Raw genomic sequence first — 13,959 nt, 5'->3', positions numbered from 1 at the left:
TAAGAGGGAGAGATATAATGGATTTTCATAAATATCCAAAAGAATACGATGTAATAGTAATAGGAGCCGGCCATGCTGGCTGTGAAGCTTCTCTGGCACCTGCCAGAATGGGTTTAAAAACATTAACACTTACAGTTAGTCTTGATCATGTTGCATTTATGCCCTGTAATCCTTCTCTGGGGGGACCAGGTAAATCTCATATTGTGCGAGAAATTGATGCACTTGGTGGAGAAATGGCCAGAAATATGGATGAAACAATGATTCAAATTAGAATGCTTAACACAAGTAAGGGGCCGGCGGTTCACGGTCTGCGGGGACAATCAGATAAAGATGAGTATCACAAACGAATGAAACAGGTCCTGGAACAGGAAGATAATATAGATTTAAAACAGCAAATTGCAGAAGATATAATTGTCGAAGATGGAGAAGTTAAAGGTGTTGTAACTAAAACCGGTATATTTTTTCCGGGTAAAAAAGTTGTACTAACAACAGGAACCTTTTTAAAAGGAAGAATTATAATTGGTGAGGCTAAATTTAATGCTGGCCCTAATCAGCAGTATCCTGCAAATAAACTTTCGGGAAGTCTAAAAGAGCTGGGGATTAATTTAAGAAGATTTAAAACAGGGACTCCCCCCAGAGTAAGTAAAAAATCTATGGATTTCTCAAAGATGGAGCCTCAGCCCGGTGAGGAAGGATTAAGCTTTTCTTTTGAATCTGATCCTTTAACTGGAGAACAGGCAATGTGTTATTTAACCTATACTTCAGAAGAAACTCATAAAATTATCAGTGATAATAAAATGAGGACACCATTATTTAGTGGTGTAATTGATGGTGTAGGACCCCGTTACTGTCCGTCAATTGAGGATAAGGTGGTTCGATTTCCTGATAAAGGAAGGCACCAGTTGTTCATTGAACCGGAAGGCCTAGGAACAGATGAATACTATGTTTCCGGTCTTTCTACCAGCTTACCCTATGATGTTCAAATTGAGATGGCAAGAACAGTACCCGGCCTGGAAAATGTAGAAATTATGAGACCGGGTTATGCAATTGAATATGATTGTGTGGATCCGGAAGAATTAAAACTGGATCTGGAACTAAAAAAAGTAAAGGGACTCTATACAGCCGGACAGATTAACGGAAGTTCCGGTTATGAGGAGGCTGCTGGTCAGGGTTTGATTGCTGGAATCAATGCTGCTTTAAGTCTTCAGGATAAAGAACCATTAATTTTGAAAAGATCACAGGCCTATATTGGTGTTTTAATTGATGATTTAGTAACAAAAGGAACTCCGGAGCCATATCGAATTATGACTTCTAGAGCTGAATATAGACTGTTATTAAGACAGGATAATGCAGATCAACGTTTAACACCTCTTGGTAGAAAAATTGGTCTTGTAAGTGATCAGAGATATAATAACTATCAGGAGAAAATGGAAGGAGTAAAAAAAGCCTTAAATTATTTGCGAGCAGATGAAAATCAGGTTAATCCTACCAAAGAAGTAAGAGCCAGACTGGAAGAGTTAGGTAGCGGAAACTTAAGCAAACCGGTCAGCCTGGAAAAATTACTCCGTCGACCAGAAATTTCTTATCCGGATCTTGAATTTTTTGCTGATGACCTGCCGGAAATTAAGAAGGATGTTCAGGAACAGGTAGAGATTCAGGTAAAATATAAAGGTTATATTGAGCGTCAGCAGGCACAGGTTGAGCAGTTTAGAAAAATGGAAGAAAAGACAATACCTGAAGAATTAGATTATAATCAGCTTGATAACCTGCGTCTTGAAGCGAGAGAAAAGTTAAATAAGATCAGACCACTTTCGATTGGTCAGGCGTCCCGAATTTCTGGTGTTTCTCCAGCGGATATTTCTGCCCTGATGATCTATTTAGAGCAGTATAATAGAACTAAAAAGGAGGAGCAGAGTGGAGAATAATAAAAATGAATTTATTAAGCAGTTAAAAGCAGGAATTGAAGCTTTAGATATTTCCTACAGCAGTGAACAGCTCGAACAGCTGTGGGAATATTATCTTTTCTTTATTAAAGAAAATAAAAAATATAATTTAAGTACAATAACTGAAGCAGATGCTGTTATTAAAAAACATTTTTTAGATTCACTGGTTATTTTAAAGCAGCTTAATTTTGATGGTCGAAAAAGATGGCTTGATATAGGAACTGGAGCTGGTTTTCCGGGTATGGTTTTGAAACTATTTTTGCCAGGAGACAGTTTCTATTTACTTGACTCTTCAGCTAAGAAAGTTAATTTTTTAAACCAGTTAATCTATAAACTCGGCATTAAGGGTATTGATGCCAGCCACGGCCGAGCTGAAGATCTGGCTCAAATTGATGAATGGAGAGCTTCTTATGATTATGTTTGTTCACGAGCTGTGGCTTCTTTAAATGTATTACTCGAATATGCAGTTCCTTTTTTAAAAGTGGGGGCTCTTGCCTATCTTTATAAAGGTCCTGAATATAAAGCAGAAATAAAGGAAGCTGAGACTGCTCTAAAAACATTAGGGGCTCAAATAAAAGAGGTTATAGAGCTTGATGTACCTGGACTGGAGGCAGAACGTTATTTAGTTATAGTTGAAAAAGTTTCTAAAACTCCAGTCAAATTTCCTCGCAGGGCTGGAATTCCGAAAAAACGCCCCTTATAAGTTATTTCCCGGGAAATAGTTTAGGAAATAACTTAACTCTGGCTTAAATTTTAAATATTAATAAAGGATATTTAAGTAATTTAGAGAAATATATTTTTATGTGGGGGTAATCATGAATGAAAATTCCTTTCTTTAATCAGGAAAATGAAAAAAACAGGGATCAGATTGTAGAAATAAAAACAAAAAAAATTAAAGTCAATCCATTTCAGCCCCGTCAGGAATTTAATCAGGCTGAGATTGAAGAACTTGCCAGTTCGATTAAAAATTTTGGTTTAATCCAGGCAATTACAGTCCGAAAAAAAGAGGATGGTTATGAACTAATTGCCGGAGAAAGAAGGCTCAGGGCTGCCAGATTTCTAAATAGGGAAATGATTCCGGCAGTAATAAAAGATTTTAATGATCAACAAATGGCAGAAATAGCCTTAATTGAAAATTTACAGCGCAAAGATTTGAATTTTTTAGAAGAAGCACATGCTTATCAAAGACTTATAGATCAATTTAATTTAACACAGAAAGAACTGGCGGCAAGAGTTTCAAAAAGTCAGTCAACAATTGCAAATAAACTGCGCTTATTAAATTTACCTTCTCAAATCAGAGAAAAAATTCTGACAGCTGATTTAAGTGAGCGTCATGGCAGGGCACTTTTGCAATTAGACTCTGCTTCAGAACAGCTAGCAGTGGTTGAAGAAATAAGCAGTAAAGGTTTGAACGTAAGAGAGGCTGAAAAACTTATTAAAAAAAGAAAGCAGCCAAAAAAGGCAAAAAAGAAGATCAAGCATATTTCTGATGATCTGAGACTTTTTGCAAATTCTCTGGAAAAAAGAATTAAAGAAATTAAAGATTCCGGTATCACGGTGGATTATGAGCGTAATGATGAACAGGATAGTATAGAATATTATATTAAACTATCTAATAAAAAGTGAAATATTAAATGATATTCACAAAGAGGTGAAATGATGGCTAAAAAAATTGCAATTGTCAACCAGAAAGGTGGGGTCGGCAAGAGTACAACAGCAGTTAATTTGAGTGCTGGCCTGGCAGAAAAAAGCAATAAAGTTTTATTGATTGATATTGACCCTCAGGGAAATGCAAGCAGTGGCCTGGGAATCGAAAAGTCGGAGGTAGAATATACAATCTATGACCTATTGATTGAGTCTGAGCCACCTGCAAAAGCAATTTTGCAGAGCGAGAGTCAGAATCTGGATATTATTCCTGCTAATATTGAGCTGGCAGGGGCTGAAATAGAGCTTGTGTCTATCATGTCCAGAGAAAGCAGACTTAAAAAATCATTAAAAAATCTGGATCAAAATTATGATTATATTATTATTGACTGTCCTCCATCTCTGGGATTATTAACATTGAATGCTCTAACAGCTGCAGATAGTGTAATGGTTCCTATTCAGTGTGAATATTATGCGCTAGAGGGTTTGGGCCAACTGATGAACACTATTGAACTTGTTCGCAAAAACTTAAACTCTGATTTAAGAATTGAAGGAGTTTTGATGACAATGTATGATGCAAGGACCAATCTTTCGGAGCAGGTAATAGATGAGGTTAAAGATTATTTTTCTAAACTGGTTTTTGAGACGATAATTCCTCGTAATGTTCGTTTAAGTGAAGCACCAAGTTTTGGAAAACCAATTTTAGATTACAGCTCCTCTTCAAAAGGGGCAGAAGCATATAGAAAATTAGCAGAGGAAGTGATCTCTCTTGAGTAAAAAAAGACTGGGTAAAGGTTTAAGTGCGCTCATAAATAATGAGGAGAATGTTGATCAAAGTAGAGTTGAAGAAATTTTTGTTGATCAAATTGAGGCCAACCCCTTTCAGCCGCGGAGTAATTTTGATGAAGATGCTTTGAAGGAACTGGCAAACTCAATTAGGGAAAAAGGAGTTATTCAGCCAATTACAGTACGCAAGATAAAAGCAGAAAAATATCAGATTGTAGCAGGAGAGAGGCGGTGGCGGGCCTCAAAGTTGGTTGGGTTAAATAAAATACCAGCGGTAATTAGAAATTTTGATGATCAGGAAATGCTTGAGATTGCGCTAATTGAAAACATACAGAGAGAGGATTTAAATCCGGTTGAAGAGGCAAAGGCTTATAAGGAAATGCTGGATAATTTTGATATAACTCAGGCAGATCTGGCAAAACAGGTCGGCAAAAGTCGTTCTAATGTTTCAAATATGGTAAGATTATTAAAGCTTGCTGATAAAGTTAAAAATCATCTTGAACGGGGAATAATAACAATTGGTCATGCCCGGGCTCTTTTATCTTTAGAAAAAGAATCGACCCAGGTTGCAGCCTGTGAAAACATAATAATTCAGGATTTAACAGTTCGGGAAACAGAAAATTATGTTGAAAAGCTTAAAAACCCTCTAAAAGATAAAGAAAAGAAAAAAGAAAGCAGTGAGCTTTCTCCAATCTGGCAGCAGGCAGCAGAGGAATTAGGGAAAAAATTAGGGACAAAGGTTAAAATTAAGCAGCGAAAGAAGAATAATTTATTGACTATTGAAATTGATAGTGTTGAAAAATTAAATAATCTGATGAAAAAAATCAAGTAGTGTTTCATGTGAAACAAATATATATAGAAGAGAGTAGATAGGTGATATAATGATAGGAACTATAGTTAATGTGGCGTCTGTACTGACTGGAAGTACTATTGGAGTGCTTTTTCGCGGCAAATTCCCCGAAAAAGTTCAAACCACTGTTATCCATGGGATTAGTCTGGCTGTAATTTTAATTGGAATGAAAATGGCTTTTAGTATTGAAAAGGATCCAGATATTTTGCTGGTTATTTTTAGTCTGGTGATTGGTGCGGTTATTGGAGAATTAATGGGGTTAGAAACAAGGTTAAATGAATTTGGTGAACATTTAAAAGAAAGATTTGGGGGAGAAGATGACCTTTTTGTACAGGGTTTTGTTCAGGCCAGTTTAATTTACTGTGTTGGGGCAATGGCAATTATGGGATCAATTCAGGATGGTCTTAATGGAGATCCCAGTATCTTATTTACAAAATCCCTGCTGGATGGGATAACTTCAATTGCTTTTGCTGCAAGCACAGGGATAGGAGTTGCTTTTTCAGTTATTCCGATACTAATTTATCAGGGGAGTATCACCTTAGCAGCGGGCTGGGCAGCTGTATATTTGACTGAAGACATGATTCGGATAATGACAGCCAGCGGAGGACTTTTAATTACAGCTATCGGTTTAAATATGCTGGGCGTTAGTAAGATTAAGACCGGAAACTTACTGCCGGCACTGCTGGTTGCTATTTTTCTAACAGCATTTGTATTTTAATTTTGCAATATTTAAAAAAATAATATATAATTAATACATAGAATTAAATAAAACGGGTGAAGGCTGAATGAGAGACCATAGTGGCGCCGAAGGAGCAAGGGGAACCGAAACTCTCAGGCAAAAAGAATTCAGCTGGACGTAACTCTGGACATTTTTTGATAGTTTATGAACAGGGAGTCGGATTAGTTTCCGACTTCCTGTTTTTGCTTTTTAACTCATAAAAAGGGGGATAAATTAATGAAAAAAACTCCGCTCAATCAGATACATAAGGATATGGGAGCAAAGATGACTGATTTTGGTGGCTGGGAAATGCCAGTAGAATATGTTGGGATTATTGAAGAACATAAAGCTGTCAGAAAAAAATGTGGTCTTTTTGATGTCTCACATATGGGAGAGATTCTTGTTAGAGGTAAGAATGCATTTAAATCACTGCAGCATATTATAACAAATGATTTAAACAAACTTGAAAAGGGTAAAATATTATATACGCCTATCTGTAAAGAAGATGGAGGAATAATTGATGATCTACTGGTTTACTGTCTGCAGGAAGACCAGTATCTGCTGGTTGTAAATGCTTCTAATATTGAAAAGGACTTTAAATGGATAAATAAACACCTGCTGGAAGAAACAACTGCTGAAAATCTTTCGGAACAGTATGCAATGTTGGCTCTTCAGGGTCCGGATTCGAAAAAAATACTGACAGAATTAACAGATATCGACTTAAATAGTATTGATTACTATAGATTTAGGCAGGCTAAAGTTGCCGGGGTTAATATGATAGTCTCAAGAACCGGTTATACGGGAGAACTTGGTTATGAACTATATTTTGATCCTGAAGCAGCTGAAAAAATGTGGAAAGAGTTGATGGAAGCAGGATCGGATTATGGACTTCAAGCCTGTGGCCTTGGGGCCAGAGACACTCTTAGACTTGAAAAAATGTATGCTCTTTATGGTAATGATATAGATGAAAGCACCAACCCCTTTGAAGCCAGATTAAGCTGGACAGTTTCAATAAATAAAGAAGAGTTTATCGGTAAAAATAGATTGAGTGAGATTAAAAAAGACTGCTGTCAGCGGAAATTAACTCCATTTATAATTCAGGGTAGAGGTGTAGCCCGCCATGGTTATCCAGTCTATGTGGGTGAAGAAAAAATTGGAGAAGTAACCAGTGGAAGTTATTCACCAACTTTAGAAACAGGAATAGGTCTTGCTTATATAAATAATGATTATACAGAAGCTGGCAGTCAAATTGAAATTAAAGTAAGGCGCAGAAAAATTAAAGCTGAGGTAGTAAAAGGTCCTTTTGTTTAGGACTATAAATATAATAATTAAAGCAATTGGATTCTGTATTAAAAATCAAAAGGAGGAATAAAAATGAGTGTAAAAGACGATTTATATTATTCGGAGGACCATGAGTGGGTTAGAGAAGAAGAAGATTATCTGGTAATCGGAGTTACTGATTTTGCGCAGGAGGAACTGGGTGATATTGTTTTTGTAGAATTACCAGAAGTTGACGAAGAATTCGATAAAGATGATAGCTTTGGGGTTTTAGAGTCGGTTAAAGCTGTTTCTGACACTTTTATACCGGTTAGCGGCAGAGTAATAGAAGTTAACGAAGATTTACTTGATAATCCGGAACTTATTAACGATGACCCCTATGGTGAAGGATGGCTAATTAAAGTTGATCCGGCTGATGATTCCGAACTGGATGAACTTTTATCTGCTGAGGAGTATGCTGAATTCATAGAGGAGGAATAAGCATGGACTATATTTCCAATACAGCAGCAGAAAAAAACAAAATGCTGAAGGAGATTGGAATAAAAGAAGTTAAAGATCTTTTTCAGATGATACCAGAAGCAGTAGCAGCAGATGATGAATTAAAAATCAAAGCAGGAATTTCTGAGATGGAATTAATGAGAAAGGCTCAGGCACAGGCAGCTAAGAACAAAAGCCTTGATCAACAGATATCTTTTTTGGGGGCAGGAGCCTATGATCACTATGTTCCCGGAATAATTGATGCATTAATTTCTCGTTCGGAGTTTTATACAGCCTATACACCTTATCAGGCAGAGTTGAGTCAGGGGACTCTGGAAGCCATTTATGAATATCAGAGCATGATCTGTGATCTAACAGGTATGGGAATTGCTAATGCATCAATGCTGGATGGAGGTTCAGCAGCAGCAGAAGCAGTTACTATGGCTGCCAGAATAACAAGAAAAGCACGGGTTATTTTACCGGATACAATAAATCCTGCCTACAGAGAAGTTATAAAAACTTATGGTTCAGGGGTAGATCTTGATTTTATTGATTTAGAAAGTGAAAATCAAATTATTAATCCCGCTTTAATTGAGGAAAAAATTGATAATCAAACAGCTGTAGTTGTGCTTCAGTATCCAAATTTTTATGGTTCTATCGAAAAAATGGAATCAATTTCAAAGATAGTAAAAAATAACAAAAAGACTTTATTGTTAATAATAGCTAATCCAATTTTACTTGGCTTATTAAAAGCTCCCGCCGATTTTGGAGCTGATATTGTAGTGGGAGAAGCTCAAAGTCTGGGCAGCGGTCTTAATTATGGGGGACCAAACCTTGGTTTTATGGCCTGTCGGGATGATAGGAAGATGTTAAGACAGCTTCCTGGTAGAATTGTTGGTAAAACTACTGATGTTGAAGGTAAAGAGGGTTTTGTTTTAACTTTACAGACCCGAGAGCAGCATATTCGCCGCGAAAAAGCAACTTCTAATATCTGTACTAATGAAGCTTTAAATGCTTTAATGGCTACAATTTATCTCTCAACAATGGGCAAAGAAGGTCTTAAAGAAGTAGGAGAACAGTCATATCATAAAGCACACTATTTAGCTGCTAAACTTGATCAGCTGGCTGGTTATCAGGTCTTAAATAAAGAGAATTTTTTTAATGAATTTGTTTTAAAATCTGAAAAAGACAGTACAGAATTAATTAATGAGCTAATGAAGGCTGATATAATTGCCGGTTATGACCTAAAAGAGCTTGGCAGTGAAGGAATTTTAGTCTGTGTTACTGAAAAAAGAACAAAAACAGAAATGGATAAATTAGTAGAAAAACTGGAGGTGCTTTAAGTGGAGGAAAAATTAATAAAAGATTACAGCAGTCCGGGACGAAAAGGATACTCTCTACCTCCGCTTGAGGTGGAAAAAAGCAATCTTGCCGAAAATTTAGCTGATTACTTAAGAGAAGATTTAGAGCTGCCGGAAGTAAGTGAGGTTGATGTGGTTAGACATTATACAGCTTTAAGTGAGATGAATTATGGTGTTGATTCGGGTATCTATCCCCTTGGATCCTGTACGATGAAATATAATCCCAAAAGAAATGAAAGAGTGGCCAGAACTTCAGGTTTAACAAATATTCATCCCTACCAGCCTGTAGAACAGCTGCAGGGGTCTCTGGAGTTGTTGTACCAGTTAAAACTTGATCTGGCAGAAATTAGTGCTATGGATGAGATAACGTTGCAACCGGCATCAGGGGCTCATGGGGAATTCACATCGCTTTTAATAGTTAAAAAGTATTTTGCAGATCGTGAAGAAGAAAGGACTAAGGTGATTGTTCCTGATTCAGCTCACGGAACCAACCCGGCCAGTGCAGCAATGGCTGGTTTTGATGTGGTTGAAATTGCCTCAAATGAGAGGGGGATGGTTGATCTTGATGCGCTGGCAGAGGCTCTGGATGAAAAAACTGCAGCACTGATGCTGACCAATCCAAATACACTTGGTATTTTTGAAGAAGATATTTTAAAGATAACTGAGATGGTTCATGAAGTTGGTGGTCTGGTATATTATGATGGTGCAAACATGAATGCAATTATGGGTTATGCCAAGCCGGGACTGATGGACTTTGATTTAATGCATTTTAATCTTCACAAAACATTTTCAACTCCTCATGGAGGAGGAGGCCCTGGATCTGGACCTGTTGGTGTTAAGGACTTTTTAGCTCCTTATCTGCCGAAGCCTTTATTAAAAAAAGATGAAGAAAAATATTACTGGGATTATCAGCGCCCAAAATCAATTGGTAAGGTCCACAGTTTTTATGGGAATTATGGAGTTATGCTCCGAGCCTGGTCATATATTAAAACTGTAGGTGGCAGCGGCCTAAAAGAGACAACCGAAAATGCTGTTTTAAATGCTAATTATTTAAAGGCAAAGCTAAAAAATGATTTTGAGCTTCCATATGCTGAAGATAGCTTGCATGAGTTTGTTCTATCTGGCAGCCGTCAGAAAGAAGAAGGAGCTTCGACTTTAAATATAGCGAAAAGATTACTGGATTATGATCAGTATGCTCCTACTATCTATTTCCCACTTGTAGTAAAGGAAGCAATGATGATAGAGCCAACAGAGACTGAAAACATAGGCACTCTAGATCATTTTGTAGAGACAATGCTAACTATTTCCCGGGAAATAAAAGAGAATCCTGAAATAGTAAAAAATGCACCGCATTCCACCATTGTTAGAAAACTAAATGAAACAGAAGCTGCTAGAAATCCTGATTTACACTGGTAATAAATGTAAGAATAAAATATCCTCAGGATATCTTTAATACATTAAGGTAATATTATGTTGATATCGGAAATTATGAAACTAAAAATTTTATCCCCAAAAAATATTAGGTATAATTTCCTGGACATAAAAAAAGATATTTAAAAATGGCCCTGTTGAGGGCCATTTTTGCAGTTTTAGGTATCTATATGATATAATATTAAATTGAAGTTAATTAAAAGTGGGGGTAAAAATGAGAGAAGAAATTTATAAAAATCAGCTGGAAGAAGAAAATAAAAAACTTTACCAGGAATGTGTTGAACTAATGGAAAAGGGGAGACGAAAAAAAGCTGAAAATCTGCTTGATCAGTTTTTAGAAGAAAAACCCGGTTTTGTGCCTGCTCTTAATAAAAAGGCCGTTATTCATATTTATAAAAAAGATTTTAATCAGGCTCAATCACTGCTCAATAGAATACTGCAGCAGGATCCAGACTTTGCTCCTGCTCTTACCAATCTGGGAAGTATAGCTAGAGAATTGGGTAATTCAAAGAGAGCCAAAGAACTTTATCAGAAAGCGATTAAAGTAGATGAGGATTATGGACCTGCCTATAATAATTTAGGTGTAATTTATCGTGAAGAAGGGAATTATTCGGAATCTATTAAATATCTAAAAAAGGCAAGAAAAAGAGGAAGTTTCAGCTATCATTTAAATGCCGATAAGCCTTTTTATAAGGATCCAGGCTGTCTTTTTGTTATCTTTTTAGTAATCACTTTAATTACTATTCTTTATTTTCTTTTAACATAGGTTTAAAAATATAATTAATTATATTTTTAGTAAATATTACTGCTGGTTAAGTCTATTATAGGAAGGGGTCTTTAAATGCCGGAAAATTATTCAGTAGGTGATAGGGTAGAATTTAAAAAAACACATCCCTGTGGGGGTAAAACCTGGGAAATTATAAGGGTTGGCATGGATTTTAAAGCCAAATGTGAGACCTGTGAGAGAGTAATTATGTTACCAAGAAATAAATTTGAAAAAAGCGTTAAGAAAAAACTTTAATTATTGAGGAAGGAAGATTTTTAAATGAAAATAGGAATCGTTGGACTGCCGAATGTAGGCAAATCGACTCTTTTTAATGCTCTGACAGAAGCTGGAGCTGATGCAGCAAATTATCCTTTCTGCACAATCGATCCTAATGTTGGTGTTGTACCTGTACCGGATGAGCGGCTCGATTGGCTGGCAGAAAAATATCAGCCTGAAAAGAAAACTCCAACAGTGATTGAATTCGTTGATATAGCAGGACTTGTGGAAGGGGCGAGTCGCGGAGAAGGTCTGGGCAATAAATTTTTAGCTCATATCAGAGAAGTAGATGCTATTGCTCAGGTGGTACGTTGTTTTGATGATGAAAATATAACCCATGTTGATGGTAAAATTTCTCCGGATAGAGATATAGATATTATTAATACAGAATTAATGATGGCTGATCTAACTCAAGTAGAAAAAAGACTGGAAAAATCTAAAAAACAGGCTAAAAGTGGAGATAAAATATATCTCAGGGAAGTTGAATCACTGGAGAAAATTTCAGCTGCTCTGGAAGAAGGAAAAAATATTCGTCAGCTTGATCTTTCAGAAACTGGAGAGAGACTGGTTAAAGAATTGCAGTTATTAAGTGCTAAACCTATTATTTATCTGGCTAATGTTAATGAAGAAGATATTAATACCGGTCAGAATGAATTAGTCAAAGATGTAAAAGAACACGCTGAGCGTGATGGTGCCAAGGTGGTTGAAATTAGCGCTAAAATTGAGGCTGATATTGCAGAACTTGATGAAGACGAAAAAGATATGTTTTTAGAAGAATTAGGACTTAATGATTCCGGGCTGGATCGAGTAATTAAAGCCGGATATGAATTATTAAACCTGCTTACTTTTTTAACTGCAGGAGAAAAAGAATGCAGAGCCTGGACAGTAGAAAAAGGTTCGACAGCACCTCAGGCAGCAGGTCGGATTCACAGTGATATGGAAAAAGGTTTTATCAGAGCTGAAATTGTAAGTTTTGAAGATTTAAAACGAGTGGGATCAATGGCTGAGGCAAGAGAAGAAGGATTGCTGCGCCTTGAAGGTAAGGATTATATAATGCAGGATGGAGATATCTGCCACTTTAGGTTTAATGTCTGATCTTATCAACAGTATAATTTGTTACAATCTCCGCTAACACTTTTTTGATGAATTAAAGGCTGATTTTTCTAATGTAGCTGTGGAGTTTGAGTGTATTTTGAAAAATCTATACGCATTTAATTCCCAAAAAAGTTACTTCGATTGAATTCACAAATTATACTGTTGATAATCTCTCTAATATAAAGTTTAAAAATCTACTTCGATTGAATTCATAAAATAAAGAGGTGATAATCTCTCTATAGTGTATTAAAAAAAGTTACTCCGATTGAGTTCACAAATTATATTATTGATAATCTCTTTGTATATTCTGATTAAAGTAGTGAATTAGAAAAGTAATAATTTTTTTATATTATCAAAAGCTGATTTTTCTAAAAGGGCAAGAAAGTTAAGAGGCAATTATTATGTTAAAAAAAATTGATCAAAAAATATTTTATATATTATATAATTTTACTGTCAGTCATGAGTTTATTCTAGAGCTGGCAGTTTTTATTACAAAATTTTCTTCTAAGTTTTTTTCCGTGATCTATTTTGCGGTTGGTGGTTGGCTCATTTATAACAAAGATGCCAGACTCAAAGCTTTTATACTGATTCCGGCTGCTGTATATCTGATAGTTAAAGTTATTCCAACTTTATATAATCGCCAGCGTCCTTTTGCAGAGTTTAAGTTAAAAAGCCTCGTTGAGCAGAGAGAGGACCACTCTTTTCCCAGTACCCACACAGCAAGTTCATTGATTATTTCGCTTGCTGTTTTAAATATTAGCTTAGAGCTGGGCATTTTAATGACTATAATGGCGGTGATAACTGCTCTGACAAGAATTATGGTGGGAGTACATTATCCTTCGGATATTATTGGGTCTATAATAATTGTCCTTACTGTAAAAATAATAGAAATTAAATATTTATTTTAACTTAATAGTGAATTAAAAAGTTGGTGAAACAGCGATTATCTTGGAGAATTTTTTCGACATAAAGAGACATAATTCGGGTGGTACACGGTACCTGTACAGAGATTCCGCAAATGATTTTTAAAAAATAAGGAGAATACAGTTCAAACAGTATTCTCAGCAGTAGTTCCAAAATAAAGAATATTAGAAATATTAGTCATACAATTATCCCAATTAAAAACCTTATGATGATTGATAATTCGGGCTTTAATAAAGGAAATCCCCGCCCTTTTTTGAAAGTGTTAATTGACAAGAAAAACACACAAAAAAGGAGACGGGGAAAAATGAAAACTAAAAATCATACATTAAGTTGTTATCAATATTGTAACAGGGTCTACGATTTAATTCAAAAATTAGAGCAGATTGAAGATAAAAGAGTTCATCCTTCAG

At 35.9% G+C, this 13,959-nt stretch carries 14 protein-coding genes and 1 riboswitch; all 14 genes read left to right on the top strand.

Features of this window, described 5'->3' with window-relative positions:
* Positions 1-17: 17 nt before the first annotated feature.
* The 14 genes from mnmG to BW929_RS13425 all read left to right on the top strand — a co-directional run bounded on the left by mnmG (position 18) and on the right by BW929_RS13425 (position 13,533).
* Positions 18-1,925, top strand: coding sequence for a tRNA uridine-5-carboxymethylaminomethyl(34) synthesis enzyme MnmG (mnmG, locus tag BW929_RS13490; protein ID WP_076546015.1), 1,908 nt, complete (start codon positions 18-20; stop codon positions 1,923-1,925).
* Positions 1,915-2,646 carry a 16S rRNA (guanine(527)-N(7))-methyltransferase RsmG gene (gene rsmG / locus BW929_RS13485; protein WP_076546014.1) on the top strand — a complete coding sequence of 244 codons (732 nt, stop codon included), beginning with the start codon at positions 1,915-1,917 and terminating at the stop codon, positions 2,644-2,646. The genes mnmG and rsmG overlap by 11 nt, the downstream gene beginning before the upstream one ends.
* A 116-nt stretch (positions 2,647-2,762) precedes the next feature.
* A complete protein-coding gene (gene noc, locus BW929_RS13480) occupies positions 2,763-3,569 on the top strand; it encodes a nucleoid occlusion protein (RefSeq protein WP_076546013.1) in 807 nt (268 codons plus the stop codon).
* A 33-nt stretch (positions 3,570-3,602) separates the two neighbouring features.
* Complete coding sequence (locus BW929_RS13475) at positions 3,603-4,364, top strand: ParA family protein (protein WP_076546012.1); 762 nt, start codon at positions 3,603-3,605, stop codon at positions 4,362-4,364.
* Positions 4,357-5,205 (top strand): ParB/RepB/Spo0J family partition protein, encoded by an 849-nt coding sequence (locus BW929_RS13470; RefSeq protein ID WP_076546011.1) that lies wholly within the window; start codon positions 4,357-4,359, stop codon positions 5,203-5,205. Before BW929_RS13475 ends, BW929_RS13470 begins: the two co-directional genes overlap by 8 nt.
* Positions 5,206-5,254: 49 nt before the next feature.
* Entirely contained in the window at positions 5,255-5,941 is a 687-nt protein-coding gene (locus BW929_RS13465) for a DUF554 domain-containing protein (protein ID WP_076546010.1), read from the top strand.
* 56 nt (positions 5,942-5,997) lie between these two features.
* Positions 5,998-6,080: riboswitch (glycine riboswitch) on the top strand.
* Between the two features lie 98 nt (positions 6,081-6,178).
* A complete protein-coding gene (gene gcvT, locus BW929_RS13460; RefSeq protein WP_076546009.1) occupies positions 6,179-7,252 on the top strand; it encodes a glycine cleavage system aminomethyltransferase GcvT in 1,074 nt (357 codons plus the stop codon).
* A gap of 63 nt (positions 7,253-7,315) precedes the next feature.
* Positions 7,316-7,699 carry a glycine cleavage system protein GcvH gene (gene gcvH, locus BW929_RS13455; RefSeq protein ID WP_076546008.1) on the top strand — a complete coding sequence of 128 codons (384 nt, stop codon included), beginning with the start codon at positions 7,316-7,318 and terminating at the stop codon, positions 7,697-7,699.
* Between the two features lie 2 nt (positions 7,700-7,701).
* Entirely contained in the window at positions 7,702-9,039 is a 1,338-nt protein-coding gene (gcvPA, locus tag BW929_RS13450; protein WP_076546007.1) for an aminomethyl-transferring glycine dehydrogenase subunit GcvPA, read from the top strand.
* Positions 9,040-10,473: an aminomethyl-transferring glycine dehydrogenase subunit GcvPB gene (gene gcvPB, locus BW929_RS13445; RefSeq protein ID WP_076546006.1), complete on the top strand. Its 1,434-nt coding sequence runs from the start codon at positions 9,040-9,042 to the stop codon at positions 10,471-10,473.
* Between the two features lie 229 nt (positions 10,474-10,702).
* The gene (locus BW929_RS13440; RefSeq protein WP_076546005.1) at positions 10,703-11,254 is read left to right on the top strand and encodes a tetratricopeptide repeat protein; all 552 of its coding nucleotides are present in this window, start codon (positions 10,703-10,705) and stop codon (positions 11,252-11,254) included.
* 75 nt (positions 11,255-11,329) lie between these two features.
* Positions 11,330-11,509, top strand: a complete 180-nt coding sequence (locus BW929_RS13435) for a DUF951 domain-containing protein (protein ID WP_076546004.1) — start codon at positions 11,330-11,332, stop codon at positions 11,507-11,509.
* Between the two features lie 24 nt (positions 11,510-11,533).
* Positions 11,534-12,625: a redox-regulated ATPase YchF gene (gene ychF / locus BW929_RS13430; RefSeq protein ID WP_076546003.1), complete on the top strand. Its 1,092-nt coding sequence runs from the start codon at positions 11,534-11,536 to the stop codon at positions 12,623-12,625.
* Positions 12,626-13,026: 401 nt separating this feature from the next.
* Positions 13,027-13,533: a phosphatase PAP2 family protein gene (locus BW929_RS13425; RefSeq protein WP_076546002.1), complete on the top strand. Its 507-nt coding sequence runs from the start codon at positions 13,027-13,029 to the stop codon at positions 13,531-13,533.
* The last annotated feature ends 426 nt before the right edge of the window (positions 13,534-13,959 follow it).

The sequence above is a fragment of the Halanaerobium kushneri genome (genome assembly GCF_900156285.1).
Lineage (GTDB): Bacteria > Bacillota > Halanaerobiia > Halanaerobiales > Halanaerobiaceae > Halanaerobium > Halanaerobium kushneri.
The sequence above is the reverse complement of the archived record's forward strand: the minus strand, read 5'-3'. Positions and strand labels throughout refer to the sequence as shown.